Annotated in this window: 27 protein-coding genes; 21 read left to right on the top strand and 6 right to left on the bottom strand. The window is 63.9% G+C overall.

The features are described from left to right. Together CDE01S_RS13295 and CDE01S_RS13300 are read right to left on the bottom strand one after the other, a co-directional pair. Positions 1 to 245, bottom strand: a 245-nt coding sequence (locus CDE01S_RS13295; protein ID WP_157077127.1) for a winged helix-turn-helix domain-containing protein, incomplete at its 3' end; no start/stop codon positions are given. Between the two features lie 171 nt (positions 246 to 416). Further along, positions 417 to 1,346, bottom strand: coding sequence for a LysR family transcriptional regulator (locus CDE01S_RS13300; protein WP_066708363.1), 930 nt, complete (start codon positions 1,344 to 1,346; stop codon positions 417 to 419). 119 nt (positions 1,347 to 1,465) lie between these two features. Between CDE01S_RS13300 and CDE01S_RS13305 the strand changes: the two genes are divergently transcribed. The 10 genes from CDE01S_RS13305 to CDE01S_RS13350 all read left to right on the top strand — a co-directional run bounded on the left by CDE01S_RS13305 (position 1,466) and on the right by CDE01S_RS13350 (position 9,145). Beyond that, positions 1,466 to 2,296 (top strand): intradiol ring-cleavage dioxygenase, encoded by an 831-nt coding sequence (locus CDE01S_RS13305; RefSeq protein WP_066708366.1) that lies wholly within the window; start codon positions 1,466 to 1,468, stop codon positions 2,294 to 2,296. Positions 2,297 to 2,348: 52 nt separating this feature from the next. Next, complete coding sequence (locus CDE01S_RS13310; RefSeq protein WP_084382887.1) at positions 2,349 to 3,455, top strand: C4-dicarboxylate TRAP transporter substrate-binding protein; 1,107 nt, start codon at positions 2,349 to 2,351, stop codon at positions 3,453 to 3,455. A gap of 135 nt (positions 3,456 to 3,590) precedes the next feature. Next, the gene (locus tag CDE01S_RS13315) at positions 3,591 to 4,133 is read left to right on the top strand and encodes a TRAP transporter small permease subunit (protein ID WP_066708370.1); all 543 of its coding nucleotides are present in this window, start codon (positions 3,591 to 3,593) and stop codon (positions 4,131 to 4,133) included. Positions 4,134 to 4,135: 2 nt separating this feature from the next. Beyond that, on the top strand, positions 4,136 to 5,455 hold the full coding sequence (locus CDE01S_RS13320; protein WP_066708377.1) for a TRAP transporter large permease: 1,320 nt from the start codon (positions 4,136 to 4,138) through the stop codon (positions 5,453 to 5,455). Positions 5,456 to 5,464: 9 nt separating this feature from the next. Then, entirely contained in the window at positions 5,465 to 5,770 is a 306-nt protein-coding gene (locus CDE01S_RS13325; RefSeq protein WP_066708379.1) for a YciI family protein, read from the top strand. A 12-nt stretch (positions 5,771 to 5,782) separates the two neighbouring features. Further along, positions 5,783 to 6,085, top strand: coding sequence for a Dabb family protein (locus tag CDE01S_RS13330; protein WP_066708382.1), 303 nt, complete (start codon positions 5,783 to 5,785; stop codon positions 6,083 to 6,085). Positions 6,086 to 6,124: 39 nt separating this feature from the next. Then, positions 6,125 to 6,742 (top strand): nuclear transport factor 2 family protein, encoded by a 618-nt coding sequence (locus tag CDE01S_RS13335; protein WP_066708385.1) that lies wholly within the window; start codon positions 6,125 to 6,127, stop codon positions 6,740 to 6,742. Positions 6,743 to 6,766: 24 nt separating this feature from the next. After that, positions 6,767 to 7,777, top strand: coding sequence for a Bug family tripartite tricarboxylate transporter substrate binding protein (locus CDE01S_RS13340; RefSeq protein ID WP_066708397.1), 1,011 nt, complete (start codon positions 6,767 to 6,769; stop codon positions 7,775 to 7,777). A 38-nt stretch (positions 7,778 to 7,815) separates the two neighbouring features. Next, positions 7,816 to 8,358, top strand: coding sequence for an NADPH-dependent FMN reductase (locus CDE01S_RS13345; RefSeq protein ID WP_066708399.1), 543 nt, complete (start codon positions 7,816 to 7,818; stop codon positions 8,356 to 8,358). A gap of 31 nt (positions 8,359 to 8,389) precedes the next feature. Continuing rightward, positions 8,390 to 9,145, top strand: a complete 756-nt coding sequence (locus CDE01S_RS13350) for a sulfite exporter TauE/SafE family protein (protein WP_066708401.1) — start codon at positions 8,390 to 8,392, stop codon at positions 9,143 to 9,145. Here CDE01S_RS13350 and kefC read toward each other — a convergent pair whose 3' ends face one another. Next, positions 9,146 to 11,011, bottom strand: a complete 1,866-nt coding sequence (kefC, locus tag CDE01S_RS13355) for a glutathione-regulated potassium-efflux system protein KefC (RefSeq protein ID WP_066708404.1) — start codon at positions 11,009 to 11,011, stop codon at positions 9,146 to 9,148. 46 nt (positions 11,012 to 11,057) lie between these two features. On the opposite strand from kefC, the gene CDE01S_RS13360 reads away from it, so the two are divergent. Together CDE01S_RS13360 and CDE01S_RS13365 are read left to right on the top strand one after the other, a co-directional pair. After that, on the top strand, positions 11,058 to 11,672 hold the full coding sequence (locus tag CDE01S_RS13360) for a nucleotide-binding protein (RefSeq protein ID WP_066708406.1): 615 nt from the start codon (positions 11,058 to 11,060) through the stop codon (positions 11,670 to 11,672). Between the two features lie 200 nt (positions 11,673 to 11,872). Then, positions 11,873 to 12,328, top strand: coding sequence for a MaoC family dehydratase (locus CDE01S_RS13365; RefSeq protein WP_066708408.1), 456 nt, complete (start codon positions 11,873 to 11,875; stop codon positions 12,326 to 12,328). A 6-nt stretch (positions 12,329 to 12,334) separates the two neighbouring features. Here the strand turns inward: CDE01S_RS13365 and CDE01S_RS13370 are convergent, their stop codons facing one another. Further along, positions 12,335 to 12,802 (bottom strand): tRNA (cytidine(34)-2'-O)-methyltransferase, encoded by a 468-nt coding sequence (locus CDE01S_RS13370; protein WP_066708410.1) that lies wholly within the window; start codon positions 12,800 to 12,802, stop codon positions 12,335 to 12,337. Between the two features lie 151 nt (positions 12,803 to 12,953). Beyond that, the gene (locus CDE01S_RS13375; protein ID WP_066708412.1) at positions 12,954 to 13,649 is read right to left on the bottom strand and encodes a ComF family protein; all 696 of its coding nucleotides are present in this window, start codon (positions 13,647 to 13,649) and stop codon (positions 12,954 to 12,956) included. A gap of 35 nt (positions 13,650 to 13,684) precedes the next feature. Between CDE01S_RS13375 and CDE01S_RS13380 the strand changes: the two genes are divergently transcribed. The 7 genes from CDE01S_RS13380 (at position 13,685) to CDE01S_RS13405 (ending at position 19,522) form a co-directional block, all read left to right on the top strand. Then, positions 13,685 to 14,593 (top strand): methyltransferase domain-containing protein, encoded by a 909-nt coding sequence (locus CDE01S_RS13380; protein ID WP_066708414.1) that lies wholly within the window; start codon positions 13,685 to 13,687, stop codon positions 14,591 to 14,593. A 186-nt stretch (positions 14,594 to 14,779) separates the two neighbouring features. Next, positions 14,780 to 15,955 carry a cytochrome c oxidase subunit II gene (gene coxB / locus CDE01S_RS13385; RefSeq protein ID WP_066708489.1) on the top strand — a complete coding sequence of 392 codons (1,176 nt, stop codon included), beginning with the start codon at positions 14,780 to 14,782 and terminating at the stop codon, positions 15,953 to 15,955. 41 nt (positions 15,956 to 15,996) lie between these two features. Further along, positions 15,997 to 17,613, top strand: coding sequence for a cytochrome c oxidase subunit I (gene ctaD, locus CDE01S_RS13390; RefSeq protein ID WP_066708416.1), 1,617 nt, complete (start codon positions 15,997 to 15,999; stop codon positions 17,611 to 17,613). 24 nt (positions 17,614 to 17,637) lie between these two features. Beyond that, a complete protein-coding gene (locus CDE01S_RS18855; protein ID WP_218016526.1) occupies positions 17,638 to 17,751 on the top strand; it encodes a cytochrome oxidase small assembly protein in 114 nt (37 codons plus the stop codon). 9 nt (positions 17,752 to 17,760) lie between these two features. Further along, positions 17,761 to 18,369: a cytochrome c oxidase assembly protein gene (locus tag CDE01S_RS13395; protein ID WP_066708418.1), complete on the top strand. Its 609-nt coding sequence runs from the start codon at positions 17,761 to 17,763 to the stop codon at positions 18,367 to 18,369. Further along, positions 18,366 to 18,587, top strand: coding sequence for a DUF2970 domain-containing protein (locus tag CDE01S_RS13400; RefSeq protein WP_066708420.1), 222 nt, complete (start codon positions 18,366 to 18,368; stop codon positions 18,585 to 18,587). Before CDE01S_RS13395 ends, CDE01S_RS13400 begins: the two co-directional genes overlap by 4 nt. Before the next feature lie 53 nt (positions 18,588 to 18,640). Next, positions 18,641 to 19,522 carry a cytochrome c oxidase subunit 3 gene (locus tag CDE01S_RS13405; RefSeq protein WP_066708422.1) on the top strand — a complete coding sequence of 294 codons (882 nt, stop codon included), beginning with the start codon at positions 18,641 to 18,643 and terminating at the stop codon, positions 19,520 to 19,522. Positions 19,523 to 19,702: 180 nt separating this feature from the next. Here CDE01S_RS13405 and CDE01S_RS13410 read toward each other — a convergent pair whose 3' ends face one another. After that, positions 19,703 to 19,924, bottom strand: coding sequence for a twin transmembrane helix small protein (locus CDE01S_RS13410; protein WP_066708425.1), 222 nt, complete (start codon positions 19,922 to 19,924; stop codon positions 19,703 to 19,705). 27 nt (positions 19,925 to 19,951) lie between these two features. On the opposite strand from CDE01S_RS13410, the gene CDE01S_RS13415 reads away from it, so the two are divergent. Together CDE01S_RS13415 and CDE01S_RS13420 are read left to right on the top strand one after the other, a co-directional pair. Then, positions 19,952 to 20,674 carry an SURF1 family protein gene (locus CDE01S_RS13415; protein ID WP_066708428.1) on the top strand — a complete coding sequence of 241 codons (723 nt, stop codon included), beginning with the start codon at positions 19,952 to 19,954 and terminating at the stop codon, positions 20,672 to 20,674. Next, entirely contained in the window at positions 20,625 to 21,350 is a 726-nt protein-coding gene (locus tag CDE01S_RS13420; RefSeq protein ID WP_066708431.1) for an SCO family protein, read from the top strand. Before CDE01S_RS13415 ends, CDE01S_RS13420 begins: the two co-directional genes overlap by 50 nt. Positions 21,351 to 21,352 lie beyond the last annotated feature (2 nt).

A 21,352-nucleotide genomic window follows, 5' to 3' on the forward strand; every position in this document is an offset into this window, starting at 1 on the left:
AAGCCCATACTGACAAATACCCCCGAGCCTTGACGCGCTTCAACATAGCCATCGTGCTTGAGCCGCGACAGTGCTTCACGCACCATGGGTGGGCTCACATTGAACGCCTGTGCAAATTCGCGCGTTGAAGGCAATTTGGAGCCAGGCGCGTACTCACCCGACTCAATCCTGCGTAGCAGCACAGTGGTGATTTCATCGGGAAAGCGCAATGGCTTCGGAAGAGCTGTCATAGTGTGTTCAAACATGGTTACCAGGTTATCTGATAAGTTGAGATGTCGTATTGGTGGAAACCCTTGGAAAATTAGTTAATTGATATCAAGTTGACCAATAAATCACTGCGGTCCGCAATGAACTGTGAACGACTGAATTCAGGAATGGCCCAAGATCTCTGCTTCTGGCCGAGCCCAGCCATTCCCTCAATCTACCCCAAACCTCCCCGTCCACTTCTGCTCATAGTTCATCTTCGCAAAGTGCTCGGCCATGAAGTCGATGAAGGTGCGCACCTTGGCTGACAGGTGCTTGCGGCTGGGGTAGGCCAGGTTGACGGTCAGGCGCGGCAGGTCCCAGTCGTCCAGCACCGGCACCAGGCGGCCGGCCACCATGTCGTCGTACAGGATGTAGGTGGGCTGCACCAGGATGCCCATGCCGTCCAGCGCGGCGGCGCGCAGGATCTGCCCGTCGTTCGATTCCAGCAAGCCCTTCACCGACAGCGTGGTGGTCTGGCCGTCGCGCGTGAAGCGCAGCTCGTTCGGGTTGTTGGCGTGGGTGTAGATCAGCAGTTTGTGCTGCGCCAGGTCTTCCAGCGTCTTGGGCCGGCCGTGTTTGGCCAGGTAGCGCGGCGCGGCGGCCAGGATGCGGCGCGTCTGCCCCAGGCGGCGGATGGTGATGTTGGAGTCCGGCTCGAACTCGCGTGTGCGGATGGCCACGTCGATGTTGTTGTCGATGATGTCCAGGTAGCGGTTGGCGGCTTCCACGTGCACGCTTACATTCGGGTAGCGCTGGGTGTACTCGCGCAACAGCGGCGCCACGTGGTGCATGGAAAACGACAACGAGGCGGTGATGCGCAGCGTGCCGGTGGGGTTGAGGGTGGCGGCGTTCACCGCGTCTTCGGCGTCCTTCAGGTCGGCCAGCACGGTCTTGGCGCGGCTGAAGAATTCCTGCCCGGTGTCGGTCAGGTACAGGCGGCGGGTGTTGCGCTCCACCAGCCGCGCGCCCAGCCGGTCTTCCAGCGCTTGCAGGTGCCGGCTGGCCGCCGCGTTCGACAGGTCCAGCGCCTCGGCGGCGCGGCTCAGGCTGCCGGTTTCCGCCACCTGCACAAATAGTTCCAGTTCCGTCCAGCGGTCCACCGCAGTCTCCTGTTTTTTTCGCTGCGCGGAAAAGTCATTTACGGCAGCGCTCTTTCGCAAATTGTGGCGGACTTTTAGAGTCACGGGCATAGCGAGAACCCGCAGAGGAGACAGACAAGATGCGCAACCTGAACCAGGACACCATCACCCAGGCCGTGATCGAGCGCTTTTCCAGCACGCCCGACCCGCGGCTGAAGGAGATCATGACCAGCCTGATCCAGCACCTGCACGCCTTCGCGCGCGAGGTCAAGCTGACGGAAGAGGAGTGGTTCAAGGGCATCGAGTTCCTGACCCGCACCGGCCACATGTGCACCGACACGCGGCAGGAGTTCATTCTGCTGTCGGACACGCTGGGCCTGTCCATGCTCACCGTGGCCATGAACAACCAGAAGCCGGCCGGCTGCACCGAGTCCACGGTGTTTGGCCCCTTCTACGTGGAAGGCGCGCCGCACTACGACCACGGCGACGACGTGGCCAACGGCGCCCGCGGTGAACCCTGCGAGGTGCGCTGCACTATCAAGGGCCTGGGCGGCGAGCCGGTGCCGCATGCCACGGTGGAGGTCTGGCAGGCCGATGCCGACGGCAACTACGACGTGCAGTACGCCCACCTGGCCCATGCGCAGGCGCGTGGCGTGCTCAAGTCCGGCCTGGACGGCAAGTTGCACTTCAAGACCATCGTGGCCGAGGCCTACCCCATTCCCACCGACGGCCCGGTGGGCGACATGCTGCGCGCCACCAAAAACCACCCCTGGCGCCCGGCCCACCTGCATTTCATGATCAAGGCCGACGGCTACGAGACGCTGATCACCCACGTGTTCCGCGACGGCGACCAGTACCTCGACTCCGACGCGGTGTTCGGCGTGCGCCAGTCGCTGGTGAAAGACTGGGTGAAGCGGCCCGACGGCAGCTACCTGCTGGAGTACGACTTCGTGCTCAACCCGGAAAAGTGATTTTGTGCCAGTGAGACCTCTTCAGAAGAGGCAAAAAGATTAGGAGACAAGCATGAGCAAGCGACTGATGATGAAAACCGCCCTGGCCACGGCCCTGGGTGTGGCGCTGTCGATGGCGGCGGTGCTGCCGGCGCAGGCGCAGCAGACCTTCAAGCTGACCATCGCCTCCAGCCACCCGGTGGTGCTGCCCTGGGTGGGGCTGATGAGCACGCTGTTCGTGCCCGAGGTCAACAAGCGGGTGGCGGCGCTGAACAAGGGCTACAAGATCGAGTGGCGCGAGGCCTATGGTGGCCAGCTCTACAAGATGAACGCCACGCTCACCAGCGTGGAGCAGGGCGTGACCGACATCGGCTGGGTGTTCCACAATCTGGAGGCGGCCAAGATGCCGCTGTCGCAGTTCGGCACCGTGACGCCCTTCACCACCGACGACGTGCGCATCATCCTCGACGTGGCCAACGAGATGAACGAGAAGGTGCCGGCGCTGCAGAAGGAGTGGGACAAGAACAACATGGTGTTCCTCGGCGCCACCGGGGTGGACACCTACCACCTGTTCACCAAGAACCCGATTGCCACCTACGCCGACCTGAAGGGCCGCAAGATCTCGGCGCCGGGCTCCATCGGCCTGTGGCTCAAGGGCTCGGGTGCGGTGCCGGTGGACGGCTCGCTCACCAGCTACTACACCGACATCCAGAGCGGTGTGAGCGAAGGCACCATCTCCATTGCCACCGGCATCCTGCCCAACAAGATCTACGAGGTGGCGCCCTACATCACCACGGTGAACATCGGCGCGCTCTACATCGGCGGCATGGCCATGAACAAGGACAGCTACAGCAAGCTGCCGCCCGAGGTGCAGAAGATCGTGAAGGACGTCGGCAAGGAATATTCCAAGGCGCTGGGTGAGACGCTGATGCAGCGCTACGAGGGCGCGCTCAAGACCATGGTGGAGCGCGGCGCCACCCAGAGCCCGGCGGTCCGCCTGACCAACCTGAGCGGCGGCGAGCGTGACAAGTGGGTGCAGAGCATGCCCAACCTGGCGGCCGACTGGGCCAAGGCCAATGCGAGCAAGGGCCCGGCCAAGGAGATCGTCAAGACCTACATGGATGCGCTGCGCAAGCGCGGCGTCAAACCCGCCCGCGACTGGGACAAAGAGTTGAAGTGAACACCCCCGTGGCGGCTGTCGCCGCCTCCCCCTCAAGGGGGTAACGCCAGTGGCCCGGCAAAGCCGGTGCCACGGCGTTTCCCGGTTGCTTGGTTGGTGTGCCGCGGCTTGTGCCCGGTCTGGGAAGGAATTGATTTGTCTTACGAAGCGAATACCGATCTGGAAGCGGCGCCGGCACCCGGCGCGCCAAACAGCCTGTTCGGCTGGCTGGTCGATGGGCTCAATGCCGCCGGTTCGGTGGTGATTGCCATCGTCATGCTGCTGATGTGTGCCGACGTGCTGCTGCGTGACCTGGCCAACCGGCCGCTGGACGGCGTGGCCGAGCTGGTGGCCAGCAGCATCGTGGTCATCGTGTTCCTGCAATTGCCGGGCACGCTGCGCCACGGCCGCATGTCGCGTGCCGACCTGTTCATCGACCCCTTCATCCAGCGTCGGCCGCGCGCTGGCAAACGGCTGCGGGCGCTGTTCTCGCTGGCCGGGGTGCTGGCCTGCAGCATCATTGCCTACGCCACCTGGCCACTGCTGGCACGCGCCTGGAGCGACAGCGAGTTTTTTGGTGTCGAGGGGGTGTTCACCTTCCCGACCTGGCCCATGCGCGCGGTGGTGCTGCTGGGGGCGGCGCTGGCAGCCGTCCAGTACGTGCTGCTGGCGATTCAGGATTTGAAAGAGGCCCGTTGAGCATGTCTGATCTGAACATCGGCCTGCTGGCCATTGCCCTGATGCTGGCGGGCATCTATTTCGGCATGCACATCGGGGTGGCGCTGATCGTCACCTCCTTCATCAGCGTCTGGCTGGTCAAGAGCCCGGAGGTGGCGGCACGTTTCGTAGCGGCCTCGGCCAACGACGCCATCCGCGACTACCTCTTCGGCGTCATCCCACTGTTCGTGCTGATGGGCATGCTGGTCAGCGTCTCGGGGGTGGGGCGCGACACCTTCGATGTGTTCCAGTGGCTGATGCGGCGCATCCGCGGCGGCCTGGGGCTGGCCACGGTGGCGGCCAATGCGGTGTTTGCCGCCATCACCGGCATTTCCATTGCCTCGGCGTCCGTCTTCACCAAGGTGGCGGTGCCGGAGATGATGCGCCACGGCTACACGGCGCGTTTTGCGGTCGGCGTGGTGGCGGGTTCGTCGGTGCTGGGCATGCTGATCCCGCCCTCGCTGCTGATGATCATCTACGGCGTGCTGGCCGAGGAGTCGATCGGGCGCATGTTCATTGCCGGTGTCATCCCGGGCATCGTGCTGGCGCTGGGGTTTGCCGTGCTGATCGTCGGCATGGCCTACCTGCGCCCGGCCATGATCCTGGTGCCGGGTGCGGCCGATCTGGCCCGCGACGAATTGCAGGAAACGCCGGCCAGCGCCGCCATCAAGTTCATTCCGATCCTGATCCTCATCACCCTGGTGCTGGGCGGCCTGTATGGCGGCCTGTTCACGCCGACCGAGGCCGGCGCCGTGGGGGCCGCCGGCGCGCTGGTGATTGCGCTGGTGCGCCGGCGCCTCACCTGGGCCAAGCTATGGAACGTGCTGGTGGAAACCGGTTATGTCTCGGTGTCGGTGCTGTTTCTCATCATCTCGGCCATGCTCTACAGCCGCATGCTGGCGCTGACCGGCATGCCCGCGGCGGTGACGGAAGGCATCACCCACCTGGGCCTGGGTCCGTGGGGTTTTCTGGGGGCTTATGTGCTGATCGTGCTGGCGCTGGGCTGCATCATCGATTCGGTGTCCATCATGCTGATCATGCTGCCCATCGTGCTGCCGATTGCGCGTGCGTTCGGCATGGACGTGGTGTGGTTCGGCGTGGTGACAGTGGTGGCGGTGGAGATCGGCCTGCTGACGCCGCCGTTCGGTGTCTCGGTCTACACCGTGAAGTCGGCACTCAATGACCCGCGCATCACCGTGCGCGACATCTTTGCCGGTGCCTTCCCCTTTGTGTTGATGATGTTTGCCGTGCTGCTGGTGCTGATTGCCTTCCCGCAGCTGTCCACCTGGCTGGCCTACCTGTAGGAAACCACCATGATTTTCACTTTCATCCTGATCGACAAACCCGACAGCAGCGAGCTGCGCCAGCGCGTGCGGCCCGAGCACAAGGCCTACCTGGCGGCGGTGGCCGACCGCATGGCCTTTGCCGGCCCGTTCACCAAGGACGACGGCCAGACCATGATCGGCAGCCTGCTGGCGATCGACTTCCCGTCGCGCGACGCGGCGCACGCCTGGCTGGCGAACGAACCCTTCACCAAGGCTGGCCTGTACGCCAGCACCACGGTGCACGCCTTCGTGAACCTGTGGCCGCAAAAGGCCGGCTTCCCGCCGGCTGCCTGAACCCGCCTGCCCATGATCCGACACATCGTGATGTGGAACGTGCGCGGCGACACGCCGGCCGAGAAGGCGCGCGGCATCGCGCAGCTGCAGCGCAGCTTCGAAGGGCTGCGCGGCCGCATCCCGGGCCTGCTGCACCTGGAGATCGGCGTTGATGTCAGCCGCGTCGACTACGCCTGCGACGTGGTGCTGTATTCGGAGTTCGAGAGCCAGGCCGCGCTCGACGCCTACGGCACGCACCCCGAGCACCTGCGCGTCAAGGACGAGGTGGCCGAGCTGCGCATCGCGCGCCACCAGGTGGACTACGTGGTGCCGTGAGTCGCCACTGATTTTTGATGGAACCTTGAGGAGACAAGAATGAACGACAAGCTGATGGACGAACTGCTGATTCGCCAGATGGTGGAGCGCTGGGCGGTCTGGCGCGACGCCGGCGACTGGGAGCGTTTTGCCACCGTGTGGCACCCGGAGGGCGTGATGATGGCGACCTGGTTCCAGGGGCCGTTTGCCGACTTCATCCGCGTCACGAAAGAGGGGTGGGCCAAGGGCGTCAGCATCCTGCACTTTCTCGGTGGCTCGGCGATCGAGGTGGCAGGTGATCGTGCGATTGCCCAGACCAAGATGACGATCTCGCAGCGCGGCATGGTGGAGGGCGAAAACGGCCCGGTGCTGTGCGACGTGGTGTGCACCGGCCGCTTCCATGACTTTGTCGTCAAGCACAACGGCGAGTGGAAGCTGTTGCACCGCCAGCCGATCTACGAGAAGGACCGCATCGACCCGGTGGATTCCACCGCCGTGCTCAAGCTCGACCAGCAGGCGCTGGCCACCTTCCCCGAAGGCTACCGCCACCTGGCCTACATCCAGACGCGCATCGGCTACACGGTGAAGATGGACATGCCCATGCTCAAAGGCCCGGTGGTGGAAGAACTCTACAAACGCGGCGCACGCTGGCTGGCCGGTGGTGCGCTGGAGCGCTGAACAAGCTGACCTGAGGAGACCCGCATGAAGAAGATCGACGCGCTCCCGAAGCACCTGCTGTCGCGCCGTGCCATCGTGCAGGCGTTGCCATCCCTGGGCCTGCTCGGCCTGGCGCCCGGTGCATGGGCGCAAGGCGCCTACCCGAACCGGCCCTTGCGCGTGATCGTGCCGCAGCCGCCCGGTGGCGGTTTCGACTTCGTGGCGCGTGCGCTGGCCGACCGGCTGGGCAAGCTCATGGGCCAGAGTGTGGTGGTGGAAAACAAGCCCGGCTCCGGCACGCTGGTGGGCACCGACGCCGCAGCCAAAGCGGCGCCCGACGGCTACACCCTGCTGATGGGCTCGGTCTCCAACATCGCGCTCAACATGGGGCTGTACGACAAGCTGCCTTACGACAGCCTGCGCGACTTCGAACCGGTGGGGCTGGCGGTGAGCTACAGCTACACCCTGATGGCGCGCAAGGACCTGCCCTTCAACTCGCTCAAGGAGGTGGTGGCCTATGCCAAGGCGAATCCGGGCAAGCTGACCTATGCCTCGGCCGGCAATGGCTCGGGCCAGCACGTGCTGGCCGCGGCGTTGTGGCACCTGGCCGGCGTGAATGTGGTGCACGTGCCCTACCGCGGCGCGCAGGCGGCCTACCAGGACCTACTGGGTGGCCGGGTGGATGTGTTCTTCGACCTCTCGTCCACGGCGCGTGCACAGGTGGATGGCGGCACCGTCAAGGCGCTGGCGGTCTCGGGCGCCGAGCGCAACGCCATGCACCCGACGGTGCCGACCATCAACGAGAGCGGTGTGGCCCAACTCGATCTGGAGTCCTGGTTCGGCTACTTCGTGCCGAGCAAGACGCCGGCCGAGGTGCAGGAACGCTTGCGCACGGACCTGGCGCGCGTGATCGCCCAGCCCGATCTGCAGGAGACCTTCCGCAAGGCCGGCGGCAAGCCGCTGAACCTGAACGCGGCCGACACCAAGGCCCTGGTCAAGCGCGATGTCGAACGTTGGACTAAGCTGGTGCGCGATATCGGCATCAAGGCCGAATGATCCGGCCACTCGATGGTATTTTTTGAAAGAGGTAAGTCATGAAAGTTCTTGGCATTTCAGGCAGCCTGCGCAAGGGCTCCTACAACAGCATGGCGCTGCGCGCCGCACAAAAACTCGCGCCTGCCGGCATGGAGATCTCCATCGCCGACATTTCGCAGATCCCGATGTACAACGACGACGTGCGTGCCGCCGGTGAACCGGCCGCCGTGACGGCGCTCAAGGCGCAGGTGCGTGCCGCCGACGCGGTGCTCATCGTCACCCCCGAGTACAACTTCTCCATTCCGGGTGTGCTGAAGAACACGCTGGACTGGCTGTCGCGCCCGCCGGAACCGCCGTTCGACGGCAAGACGGTGGCCATCATGGGTGCCAGTCCGGGCCCGGTGGGCACGGCACGCGTGCAGTACCACATGCGCCAGGTGATGGTGTTCATGAACGCCTTCGTCGTCAACAAACCCGAGGTCTTCATCAGCAACTGCGCCAGCAAGTTCAACGAGCAGGGCGAGCTGACCGACGAGACCACCGCCAAGTTCATCGGCGAGCTGCTGGTGTCGCTGCAGAAGCTCAAGACCCGGGTGGGCTGAAGCCGGTGCTGCGGGCGGCGACAATCAGCGGATGAACTTTCCGCTCATCACCGACTGGTATTTCTACGCCGTGGCCGTGCCGGCCGTGCTCTTGCTGGGCATCAGCAAGAGCGGCTTCGGCGCGGGTTTTGGTTCGCTTGCCGTGCCCTTGATGGCCATGGCGGTGACGGTGCCGCAGGCTGCCGCCATCCTGATGCCGGTGCTGCTGGTGATGGACCTGCTGGGCATTGCGGCCTTGCGCAAGGAGTTTGACAAGCGCCTGCTCAAGTTCCTGCTGCCCTTCGGCCTGCTGGGCACGGTCATCGGCGCGTTGCTGTTCAAGGTGCTGGCCGCCCATATCGTGGCCGGCATCGTGGGCGGCTTCACGCTGCTGTTTCTGGCGCAGCGCCTGCTGTTCCCGCCGCGGGCCGACAGCGCACCGCCGCCGCGCTGGCTGGGTGCCATCCTCACCGCCACGTCGGGCTTCACCAGCTTTGTGGCGCATGCCGGCGGCCCGCCGGTCAGTGCTTATGTGATTCCGCTCAAACTGTCGCCGGTGGTGTTCGCGGCCACGCTGTCCTACTTTTTCTTCTTCATCAACCTGTCGAAGTGGATTCCCTACGCCTGGCTGGGCCTGCTCGACTGGCGCAACCTGGCGACGTCGCTGGTGTTGTTGCCGCTGGCCCCCATTGGCGTGTGGAGCGGCATCTGGCTGGCGCGGCGCATCAACCAGCAGCTGTTCTACCGCTTGATCTACCTCGGCTTGTTTATGACCGGCGTCAAGCTGGTGTGGGATGCGTTCCGCTGATCAGGCCTGAGGCTTTCCCTGGCTTGCCTGGCCGGCGGCTTCGGCGCGTTGGGCCCGCTCCTGCGCCATCTGCTCTTCCAGCTGCTGCCGCCCTTGCTTGATGACGGCAATCAGTTTGCTCTGGTCCTTGTAGTGCGGGCGCATTTTCTCGAACAGCTCCATGTTGTGCTGACGGAAACGGCGTGCGGTCTGGCGCACTTCGGCGGGGTCGTGGCCGAGCAGCTCAAGCACGCTGCGGGCACTGCGCAGACTGGACTCGAACAGCTCACGTACGACCAGGGTCACACCGTGGTCACGCAGCTTGTGCCAGTGCGTGACGTCGCGCGCACGCGCCACGATCTGCAGCTGCGGAAAATGTTTGCGGGCCAGGTCGACGATCGTGAGTGATTGCTCGGGATCGTCCACCGCCACCACCAGCACCTTGGCGCTGGCAGCGCCGGCAATGCGCAGCAGATCAAGCCGGGTGGCATCGCCGTAGAACACGCGGTAGCCGAAACTGCGCGCGGCCTCGATCATGTCGGCGTCATGGTCCAGCAGGGTGCAGGGGATGCCTTCTGCCAGCATCACACGGGCGATGATCTGGCCGTAGCGGCCAAAGCCGGCGATGAGCACGGGAGCGTCCTGCGGCTCCGAGATTTCTGACATGGCCGGGCCCTTGCTGCGGTTCAGCCGGGGCAGCCAGTAACGGTCGAGCCCCACGAGCAGCAGCGGGCTGAGCAGCATGGACAGGGCGACCGAGCCGATCAGCAGCGAGGCGGTTTCCGGCGACAGGACCTGGGCGCCGGTGGCGGCCTGGAACACCACAAAAGCGAATTCGCCGCCCTGCGCGAGCAGCAAGGTCAACACGGGGCGCTCCTGGACGGGGACCCGCATGAGGGCCGTCAGGCTGTAGATCACCACGCCCTTGATGGCCAGAAAGCCGAGCACGATGGCGGCCATCAAGCCGGGCGAGCGGCGCAGCACATCAAAGTCGATGCTCATGCCGACCGCGATAAAGAACAGGCCGAGCAGCAGGCCCTTGAAAGGCTCGATGTCGGTCTCCAGCTCGCGCCGGTATTCGCTCTCGGCCAGCAGCACGCCGGCCAGAAAGGCGCCCAGCGCCATGGACAGGCCGGCCTTCTGCATCAGGGTGGCAATGCTGGCCACCAGCAGCAGTGAGGCGGCGGTGAAGATTTCCGGTGTCTTGCTGCGTGCGATCCAGCGCAGCAGGGGCCGCAACAGCAAGCGGCCGCCGAGCACGATGCAGCCGATCACCAGGATGATCTTGAGGGCCGCCCACAGCCGGCCCGCGGGGGACACGTCGGAGGCGGCGAACAGCCCGCCATCGCTGCCCAGCAGCGGCAGCAGCGCCAGGATCGGGATGGCGGCCACGTCCTGCAGCAGCAGGATGGAAAAGCCGGCCTGCCCGCCGGGGGTGGGCAGGAGGTTGCGCTCGTCCATGGTCTGCAGCGCGATGGCCGTGGACGACAGCGCCAGCCCCAGTGCCGCGACCAGCGCTGTTTCCCAACCGCCCAGCAGTTTGGGAAACGCCGAGCCGAGGGCATACAGCGCCATGAACAGGGCCGCACTGCAGGCCAGCATCTGGGCGCTGCCCCAGCCGAAGATGGGGCGGCGCAGGCTCCACAGGCGGCGCGGCTCCAGTTCCAGCCCGATCAGGAACAGCATCAGCACCACGCCGAATTCGGCGAAATGCAGGATGTCCTCCACATGGGCGACCAGTCCCAGGCCCCAGGGTCCGATGGCGATGCCGGCGGCCAGGTAGCCGATGATGGCACCCAGACCGAGGTATTTGCTCAAGGGGACGGCGAAGACGGCGGCGCCGAGGTAAATCAATGTGCTGCTAAGCCAGCCGGGCGTGTGTTCCATGGCCCTACGCTAACATAGGGCTCGGTCAGACTTCAAGGAGCACGAGATGCCAGTTGTCGTGGTTGCCAATCCCAAGGGGGGGGTTGGAAAGTCCACCCTGTCCACCAATGTGGCCGGGTACTTTGCCAGCAAGGGACATAAGGTGATGCTGGGTGATGCCGATCGCCAGCAGTCTTCACGCCTGTGGCTGGGCCTGCGGCCGCCCACGGCGCGCCCGATTGCCACCTGGGATGTGGGGGAGGACCGCCTGGGCAAGCTGCCCAAGGGCACGACCCATGTGGTGCTTGACACCCCCGGCGGGCTCAAGGGTTCGCACATGAAGGATGTGCTGCGCCACGCCGACAAGGTGATCGTGCCGTTGCAGCCCAGCGTGTTCGACATCTTCGCCACCCGCACCTTTCTTGACCAGCTGCAGCAGCACCGCCACCCGGGTTTGCAGATCGGCATTGTCGGCATGCGCGTGGACGGCCGCACCATTGCTGCCGACAAGCTGCGCGAATTCGTCGAAAGCCTGGGCCTGCCGGTGCTGGGTTACCTGCGCGACACGCAGAACTACATCCACCTGGCGGCACACGGCCTGACCCTGTTCGACGTGGCGCCCAGCCGGGTGGAGAAGGATCTGGAGCAGTGGCAGGGTATCTGCCGCTGGTTGGATGCCTGAGAACTTGCGAATAAATCTGCTGCGCAGCCCGATCGCGGCGTTGGGCGGTGCTCGGAATCCTCACGTACCTGAGTACGCTCCGGTTCCTGCGCTCCGTCCGCCTTGCGCTCGTGCCGCTCGCTACGATTTCTTCGCAAGTTCTTCCTTTGCGTCGCACGCATGACAGCCAGCGCGTGGGTTGCACCGCTACAGTGGTTGACATGAAAACCTTCCAATCCCTCAAGGAGTTTCCGGCGCTGGTGGGGCAGGAGGTCGCGGTCAGCGACTGGCTCACCATCACGCAGGAGCAGGTCAACCAGTTCGCCCAGGCGACCGGTGACCACCAATGGATCCACATCGATGTCGAGAAAGCCAAGGCCGGGCCCTTCGGTGGTCCGATCGCGCACGGCTTTCTTACCCTGTCGTTGTTGCCGCAGTTCTTCGAGACGACGATGGAGATCGTCGAATCGCGCATGGGCGTGAACTACGGCCTGAACCGGGTACGTTTCATGGCGCCGGTGCCGGTGGGCAGCCGGCTGCGTGCGCGCATGAAGCTGTTGCAGTGCGAGCCGATCGACAACGACGGCATGCAGATGACCTGGGAAGTCACGATCGAGCGCGAAGGCGCACCGAAGCCGGTGTGCGTGGCCGAGTCGATCGCTCGGCGTTATCCCTGAGCGGGCTTAATCTGCTTTGAAGCCGTTCTGGCGCCAAGCCTCGAACACCGTCACTGCCACCGCGTTCGACAGGTTGAGGCTGCGCTGGCCGGCGCGCATCGGCAACTTCAGTTGTTGACCGGGCGCGAAGGCGGCACGTACCGCCTCTGACAGGCCGCGCGTTTCGGCGCCGAACACCAGCCAGTCACCGGGCTCGAAGTGCACGTCGTGCACGAAGCGTGTGCCGCGTGTGGTGAGCGCGAACATGCGCTCGGGCCGGGGCTGCTCGCTGGCCAGGAAGGCTGGCCAGTCGGCATGGCGTTTGACCTCGGCGTACTCGTGGTAGTCCAGCCCGGCGCGGCGCATGTGCTTGTCGTCCATCGAAAAGCCCAGCGGCTCGATCAGGTGCAAGGTGCAGCCGGTGTTGGCCGCCAGACGGATGACGTTGCCGGTGTTGGGCGGGATCTCGGGTTCGACCAGGACGATATGGAACATGCGCCTATTGTCGCTGGCGGGCGTGGGGCTGTTTTGCCGCCGGGCCGTCCCAAGGCGAAACGTGGCCCCAAGCCCAAGCAGAGCGCCGGGCAAGCCTGCGCCTGGGGGCAGCGAGCCACACGCAGTGGGTGAGCGTGGGGGTTCTATTTCTTCATTCCGTCCGCGCCAGCACCAGCCCGGTGATGTGGGCGGCGCCGGCGTCGCGCAGGGCTTGTGCAGCGGCGAACAGTGACGCACCGCTGGTCATGACGTCGTCCATCAGCACCACGCGCTTGCCACGCATCTCGGTCTGGCGCAATGGGTCGACGGCGAAGGCCGCTTTGACATTGCGCAGGCGCTCGGCGCGAGGCAGCGCGCTTTGCGGCGGCGTGTCACGGATACGCAGCAGCAGGTCGGGGCTGGCTTTGCCTGGTGCCAGTTGGCGCGCCAGTTCCCAAGCCTGGTTGTAGCCGCGCTGTTGCAGCCGTTGGCGCGACAGCGGCACCGGCAGGACCAGGTCGGCGGCCTCCAGCGCCGGTTCGACCCAGGGCATGCTGCGCAGCAAGCCGGCCAGGGTGGCCGACCAGCCTGGCACGCTGCCGAATTTGTAGCGTGCGATCAGCTCGCTCCAGGGATAGGCATAAGCGACGGCGCTCAGGCAGGTGTCGAGCGGCGGGGGTGATTTGAGGCAGGCGCCACAGCGGCTGATGCCGGCCGGTACCGGCAGGGCGCAGGTCTGGCAGCGCGGCTGCGGCTGGGCGAAACGGGTGACGCAGCCGTGGCACACCGGCTGGGCTGGCCAGGCATGGCAGACCACGCACTGGCTGGGGAGCGCACTGGACACGGTGTCGAACAGGCGGCGGAACATGGAGTCAATATACTCGTGACGCTATCGACCCGACCATGACCACCGAACGTCCTCCCACCATCGATCCCCTGGCTGCCGCACGCTGGCAGCGGCTGCCGCTGTCCGATTCGCCCTGGCTGCACGAGGAGGTGGCGCGTCGCATGGAGGAGCGGCTGGCCTGGATCATGCGCCAGCCGCAGAACTGGGTGCACTGGGAGCCGCAACGCGGTGGCCTGCAGGCACAGGCGCTGTTGCAGCGCCGTTACCCAGGTTCCGAATGTTTTCTGGCCTTGTCCCCCGAGGAGATTGCGCAAGGCGCTATTAAAAAGATAGCAAAACCGTGGTGGCATCCGGCCCGCTGGCGCGGTGGGCTGCGCTATGGCGCGGTACCGCCGCGCGGGGCGGCCCAGATGCTGTGGGCCAATATGGCGCTGCACATGGCGGCCGATCCGCAGGCGCTGCTGGCGCGCTGGCATGAGGCGCTGGCGGTCGACGGTTTCCTGATGTTCTCCTGCCTCGGGCCCGACACGCTGCGTGAGTTGCGCGCGCTGTACCAGGTGCTGGGCTGGCCGGCGCCATCGCACGAGTTCACCGACATGCATGACTGGGGCGACATGCTGGTGCAGGCCGGCTTTGCCGAGCCGGTGATGGACATGGAGCGTATCGAACTGACCTTCGAGACGCCGCAACGCCTGCTGCAGGAGCTGCGCGAACTGGGGCGCAACCTGCATCCGCAGCGTTTCCCTGGCTTGCGTGGCCGCGGCTGGCGCGAGCGGCTGCACCAGGCATTGCAGCAACTGGCCGACCCGGCGCAGGACGGGCGGCTGAAGCTGACCTTCGAGATCATCTATGGCCATGCCTTCAAGCCACAGCCACGCATTCCGGTGGCTGCCGAGACCGCATTGTCGCTGGAAGAAATGCGGCAGACTTTGCGCCAGCGCAAACCCAAAGAGCCGGGTCTTTGATCGAGATCAACACCTGCCGGTTGACGTAAAACGCTGGGCTACAATAAGTAGTTGCTGAAATTAGGTTTTCAACGGGTGCATTGCTGCCTGCTGTTGATTGGCAGCGGTCGCATGGGCCAAAAAAGCCGCATGTCCGGCGAGCCTGGGCAGTCTTGGATTAATTAAGACATTGAAGAAGTGAACATGATGAAGAGCATTTCTAATAAATTGACTTCACTGCTGCTCGCGGCAAGTGCATGGGCTGGCACAGCAGCATTCACGGTGGCTCATGCGGTGAATGACCTGCCCGGCGGCCCGGCCGTCAACCAGCTGAACCTCCATCCCCCGGCAACCAAGATCGCTGAAGAGCTGCACTGGCTGCATTGGTTCATGCTGATCCTGTGCGCCGTGATTTTTGTCGCTGTGTTCAGCGTCATGTTCTATTCCATCTGGAAGCACCGCAAGTCGGTGGGCCACAAGGCTGCCAATTTCCACGAGTCCGTCACGGTTGAAATCGTCTGGACGATCGTTCCCTTCATCATCGTGATCCTGATGGCGCTGCCGGCGACCAAGATGGTGGTGGCCATGAAGGACACCAGCAACGCCGACCTGACCATCAAGGCCACGGGTTACCAGTGGAAATGGGGTTACGACTACCTCAAGGGCGAGGGCGAAGGCATTGGCTTCCTGTCCACGCTGGATGCATCCCATCGCGCCATGTCCGAATCGGGCAAGCCGCCGGCAACCGACAACTACCTGTTGAAGGTGGACAACCCGCTGGTGGTGCCGGTGGGCAAGAAGGTGCGCATCATCACCACCGCCAACGACGTGATCCACGCCTTCATGGTGCCGGCCTTCGGCATCAAGCAGGACGCTATCCCCGGCTTCGTGCGCGACACCTGGTTCCGCGCCGAGAAGACCGGCGACTTCTATGGCCAGTGCGCCGAGCTGTGCGGCAAGGAACACGCCTACATGCCCATCCACGTGAAGGTGCTGTCGGCAGAAGACTATTCCAAGTGGGTGGACGGCGAGAAGAAGAAGCTGGCCGCCAAGGCGGATGATCCGAACAAGGTCTGGACGCTGGACGACCTGGCCAAGCGCGGCGAGAAGGTCTATGCCGCCAACTGCGCTGCCTGCCACCAGGCCAACGGCAAGGGCGCCGGCCCGATCAAGCCGCTGGACGGCGCTGCTGTGGTGCTGGACGAAGACAAGAGCAAGCAGATCGCCGTGCTGCTCAATGGCCAGAACAACGGCACCATGCCTTCCTGGAAGCAGTTGAGCGACACCGAGATCGCTGCGGTGATCACCTACACCAAGAACAACTGGTCCAACAAGACCGGCCAGCTGGTTCAGCCGGCTGAGGTCAAGACTGCTCGCAAATAACCAGTCGTCACACGCATAGAAGTATTGAGAAGGAAATCAGGATGAGTGCCGTTCTAGACCATCACGATCACGCCCATGACGACCATCACCACGCCCCCACGGGCTGGCGGCGCTGGGTCTTTGCGACCAACCACAAGGACATCGGTACCCTGTACCTGCTGTTCAGCTTCACCATGCTGATGATCGGCGGCATTCTGGCGCTGCTGATCCGTGCCGAGCTGTTCCAGCCCGGTCTGCAGGTGGTGAACCCTGAGCTGTTCAACCAGCTCACCACCATGCACGGTCTGATCATGGTGTTCGGCGCCATCATGCCGGCCTTCGTCGGCTTCGCCAACTGGATGATTCCGCTGCAGATCGGCGCCTCCGACATGGCGTTTGCCCGCATGAACAACTTCAGCTTCTGGCTGTTGATTCCTGCCGGTGTCATGCTGGCCGGTTCGTTCTTCATGCCGGGTGGCGCACCCGCTGCCGGCTGGACGCTCTACGCACCGCTGACCCTGCAGATGGGCCCCTCGATGGACGCCGGCATTTTTGCCATGCACATCATGGGTGCCAGCTCGATCATGGGTTCGATCAACATCATCGTGACCATCCTGAACATGCGCGCGCCCGGCATGACGCTGATGAAGATGCCGATGTTCTGCTGGACCTGGCTGATCACCGCCTACCTGCTGATCGCCGTGATGCCGGTGCTGGCTGGCGCCATCACCATGACGCTGACGGACCGCCATTTCGGCACCAGCTTCTTCAACCCCGCCGGTGGCGGTGACCCGGTGATGTACCAGCACATCTTCTGGTTCTTCGGCCACCCCGAGGTGTACATCATGATCTTGCCGGCCTTCGGCATCATCAGCCAGATCGTGCCGGCTTTTGCCCGCAAGAAGCTGTTCGGCTACGCCTCCATGGTGTACGCCACGTCTTCGATCGCCATCCTGTCCTTCATCGTGTGGGCTCACCACATGTTCACCACCGGCATGCCGGTGACGGGCCAGCTCTTCTTCATGTACGCCACCATGTTGATTGCGGTGCCGACGGCCGTGAAGATCTTCAACTGGCTGGCCACCATGTGGCGCGGTTCGATGACGTTTGAAACCCCGATGCTGTTTGCCATCGGCTTCATCTTCGTGTTCACCATGGGCGGCTTCACCGGCCTGATCCCGGCCGTGGCCCCGATCGACATCCAGATCCAGGACACCTACTACATCGTGGCCCACTTCCACTACGTGCTGGTGGCGGGTTCGCTGTTCACCCTGTTCGCCGGTTTCTACTACTGGAGCCCGAAGTGGACCGGTGTCATGTACAACGAGACGCGCGGCAAGATCCACTTCTGGTGGTCGCTGATTTCGTTCAACATCACTTTCTTCCCGATGCACTTCCTGGGTCTGGCCGGCATGCCGCGTCGTTATGCCGACTACCCGATGCAGTTCGCTGACTTCAACGCCATTGCCTCCGTGGGCGCCTTCGGCTTCGGTCTGGCCCAGGTCTACTTCTTCCTGTTCGTCGTGGTTCCGACCATGCGCGGCAAGGGCGAGAAGGCTGCCCAGAAGCCGTGGGAAGCCGCTGAAGGCCTCGAGTGGGAAGTGCCGTCGCCGGCACCGTTCCACACCTTCGAGAATCCCCCGAAGCTGGATGCCACGGCAACCCGCGTGATCGGCTGATCGAAATCGTCTGGAGGCCAAGCCATGAAGTCGCAAGAGCAAAAGAAAGCCAATGTCCGGATGGCACTGATTCTGCTGTCGGTGGTGCTGGTGTTCTTCTTCGGTTTCATGGCCAAGATGGTCCTGCTCGGCAAGTAAGCAGCCAACATGAGCTTGCGGACCGAAAACGTCAAGATGGTGGGCAAGCTGGTCGTGGTTGCGGCCGGCATGTTCGGCTTCGGCTACGCGCTGGTCCCGATCTACAAGCATCTCTGCGAGGCTTTGGGCATCAACATCCTGGCGCTCGGCGAGCGTGACATCCGCGGTGGCCGGGCCAGCTTGCCGGCGAACACCCAGGTCGACATGAGCCGTACCATCACGGTGGAGTTCGATGCCAATGCGCGCGGGCCCTGGAGTTTCCGGCCGGCCAAGCGTTCGCTTCAGGTGCACCCTGGCGAGTTGGCGACGGTGATGTACGAATTCCAGAACGTGCAGGACCGCCGCATGTCGGCGCAGGCCATCCCGAGTTATGCGCCGCGGCAGGCCTCGGCCCACTTCAACAAGCTGGAGTGCTTCTGCTTCAACGAGTACACGCTGGAGCCGGGTGAGAAGAAGGAATGGCCGGTTGCGTTTGTGATCGATCCCAAGCTGTCGAAGGACGTGACGACTATCACCCTGTCCTATACCTTCTTTGAAGTGGGCAGCAAGACGCCGCCCGCACCCGGATCGACCTCTGGCAAGACCGTGGCCCGTCTGTCCTCTGGAGTGGGGGCATGAGCCACACACCCTCTGGCAAGAAGACCATGCCCAAGGGCTCGTTCTGGCACACAGTCAAGGCCGTGGCCTGGTCGTTTATTGGTGTTCGCAAGAACAGCAGCTTTCAGGAAGACATCGGCCGCCTGAACCCTTTCCACATCATCGTGGTGGGGATTGCTGGCGCTTTGATTTTTGTAGTGAGTTTGATTGCATTGGTGAACTGGATCGTGGCCAAGTAAGCCGCGACCGTTGACCCGAGACATTGAAGAGAACCGGAAGGAATGGAGCAAAAATGAGTTCGACAACACACGGCGGCACCCCGTACTACTTCGTGCCCGGCCCCTCACGCCATCCCGTCATGGCTGCGATCGGCCTGTTCTTCGTCATCCTGGGCGCCGGTCAATGGGTCAATGGCGCCGAATGGGGCAAGTACTCCCTGTTCGCCGGCATGGCCTGGTGGCTGGTGGTGCTTTACCAGTGGTTCCGTGATGCCGTGTCCGAGAGCGAAGGCGGTCAGTACGGTCACAAGATCGACCTGTCGTACCGCTGGAGCATGACCTGGTTCATCTTCTCCGAAGTCATGTTCTTCGGTGCCTTCTTCACCGCTCTGTGGTGGGCACGTGCCCATTCGGTGCCGGCACTGGGCAGCCTGGACAACGCCTTGCTCTGGCCCGACTTCAAGGCAGTCTGGCCGAGTGTGGCTGCTGGCGTGACGGCTTCGCCGGCCGGCATCATCGAGCCCTTCCAGACCATGGGCCCGTTCTGGCTGCCGACCATCAACACCGCCCTGCTGCTGAGCTCCGGCGTGACGCTCACGATCGCCCACCACGCCCTGCGTGATGGCAACCGCAGCAAGACCATCGGCTTCATGTGGATCACCGTGCTGCTGGGCATCACCTTCCTGTTCGTGCAGGGGTATGAGTACGCACACGCCTACAGCGAGCTGAACCTCAAGCTGACCTCCGGCATCTACGGCTCGACTTTCTTCATGCTGACCGGTTTCCACGGTTTCCACGTGCTGGTCGGTATGCTGATGCTGTTGTTCATCACCCTGCGTCTGCAAAAAGGCCACTTCACCGCTGAGCGCCATTTCGGCTTCGAAGGTGCAGCCTGGTACTGGCACTTCGTGGACGTGGTGTGGCTGGGCCTGTACATCCTCGTCTATTGGATGTAAGGGGCTACTGCGCGGGCGCATTGCGTCGTTGGGCGGTGCTCGGAATCCTCACGTACCCCAAGGTACGTTCCGGTTCCTGCGCTCCGTCCGCCTAGCACTGCATCCCGCTCGCTACGCCCAGGTGGTGTGGCAATAAAAACAAAAGCCGCATGAAGCGGCTTTTGTTTTTGTTTGAGATGGTTATTTCCCGGCAGGAATGCCGGTGGGTTGGATATAGCCGAGCTTCCAGGCGATCAGGATGCAGAGGAAGATCAGGATCGAGAAGCCGACTCTAAAAGCAAGGGCGCGGGCCATGTTGTTGCTTTTGGGCTTGCCATCGCGGCCGTCCTTCATCATGAAGAACAGGGCAGAACCCAGGCTGGCGATGATGGCCAGGAAGGCAAGGGCAATCAGGTATTTCATGAGCGAGATTATCGCGTGACTGCACGTATGAATGAGCGCATCCGGTTCTGGTTGATCACATTGCTGGCGCTGCTGGCGGTTGCCACCACGGCTGCGCTCGGGCGCTGGCAGCTGTCCCGGGCCGCGGCCAAGGAGGCCTTACAGGCGAGCATGGAGGCACGCTTGGCAGAGCCTGTGCTGGATGGCGCCACCTTGCGCGGTGAGGTGACGACGGACGCGCTGCTGCATCGCCGCATGGTGGCGCGTGGGCAATGGCTGGCCGAGCGGACGGTGTTCCTGGACAACCGCCAGATGAACGGGCGGGTCGGTTTCTTTGTGGTCACACCGCTGCGCCTCGAGGGCAGCGATGTTGCCGTGCTGGTGCAGCGCGGCTGGGTGCCGCGCAACTTCGAGGACCGCAGCCGCGTTCCCGCGGTCGAAACACCCGCCGGGCTGGTCACCGTGACGGGGCGGATTGTCCCGCCGCCGGGCAAGCTCTATGAGCTGGGGGCAGCCGAGGTGGGGCCGATCCGGCAGAATCTCGATCTGGCGCAGTTCAGGGTTGAGACGGGATTGCCGCTGGTGGCCGTGTCGATCCAGCAGACCGATGCCGCCACCGACGGACTGGCGCGCGACTGGCCGCCCGGCAATACCGGCGTCGACAAACACTACGGCTACGCTTTTCAATGGTTTGGGCTCTGTGCCCTGATTGCAGTACTTTATGTCTGGTTCCAAATTGTCAGAAGATTCTTCCAACGCAAAAACGTCTGATGCGGGTGGCGATCACCCGCTGGGGCTGACCGTGTATTCCCTGCCCGAGCCAGGGCAGGCCATGGCGGAGGAGGCACGGCGTACCCGCCTTGGCCGCTGGAAGATGATCGCCGTGATGCTGGTGTGTGCCGCACCCGTGGTGGCCTCCTACTTCACCTACTACGTGATCCGGCCGGAGGGGCGGCGCAATTTTGGTGAACTGATCGACCCGCAGCGGCCGCTGCCCGAGCAGGCCGGCGCAGGTCTGGATGGCAAGACGGTCAATCTGGCCGAGCTCAAGGGGCAGTGGCTGCTGCTGAGCGTGGGGGGCGGCAATTGCCAGGCGGCTTGCGTGCAGCAACTCTACCTGCAGCGCCAGCTGCGCGAAGGGCTGGGCAAGGACAAGGACCGTATTGACCGGGTCTGGCTCGTCAACGATGCGCAGCCCGTGGCGCCGGAGCTGCTGCCCGGCCTGAAGGAGGCCACAGTGCTGCGCGTGCCGCCGGATGTGCTGGATCGCTGGCTGACACCGGCGGCGGGGCATGCCATCACCGAGCATTTGTACCTTGTTGACCCGCTGGGCAACCTGATGATGCGTTTTCCGGCCAACCTGGACGTGGCCACCGCGGCCCAGGCCAAACGCGACCTGGAGCGCCTGATGCGTGCCTCCAATTCGTGGGATCAGGCCGGAAGGTAAAC

The organism is Curvibacter delicatus NBRC 14919 (assembly GCF_001592265.1).
Taxonomy (GTDB): domain Bacteria; phylum Pseudomonadota; class Gammaproteobacteria; order Burkholderiales; family Burkholderiaceae_C; genus Hylemonella; species Hylemonella delicata.